The sequence below is a fragment of the Streptomyces sp. NH27 genome, from assembly GCF_056859195.1.
Genome location: NZ_JACEGK010001089.1, coordinates 1 through 453, shown reverse-complemented (window position 1 = coordinate 453; position 453 = coordinate 1). Strand labels below are relative to the sequence as shown.

The window sequence follows — 453 nt, the reverse complement described above, 5'->3', positions numbered from 1 at the left end:
ATTTACAACAGAACAATTTAAGAGTGTGGAAGATATTGCACAAGTTGATGTAGTGATTACTACTAATGATGATTTGGATAGCAGATTTCCGATTTTAAGGGTTAATCCTATCCTTGAAGCAGAAGATATTTTGAAAATGCTAGACTATCTTAAACACAATATATTTCGTAATGAGAGCAAAAGTTTCAGTGAAAATCTTTCTAGTCTTATTTCGTCTTATATTGTAGATAGCAAGTTGGCTAGTTAGTTCCAAGTAGAGGTTCAAACACTTATAAATCAAGAAATAGTAGTTCAAGCTTTTATGGTAGATATTTGAAGGACAGTCCATTGATGAACACAAACCTGTGTTTTTCTTGGTCTTTTTTAGTGTTTTGAAGGGTGGTATACTAATCTCAAAGATAACAATTATATCCAAAGGAGGCAACATATGCCAAACGTCAAAGAAATTACACG

General features: G+C 32.2%; 1 protein-coding gene. It reads left to right on the top strand.

The features are described 5' to 3' along the window. A partial coding sequence (locus AC13HU_RS38160; RefSeq protein WP_483046577.1) for a PTS sugar transporter subunit IIB occupies positions 1-247 on the top strand: 247 nt, incomplete at its 5' end. Positions 248-453 lie beyond the last annotated feature (206 nt).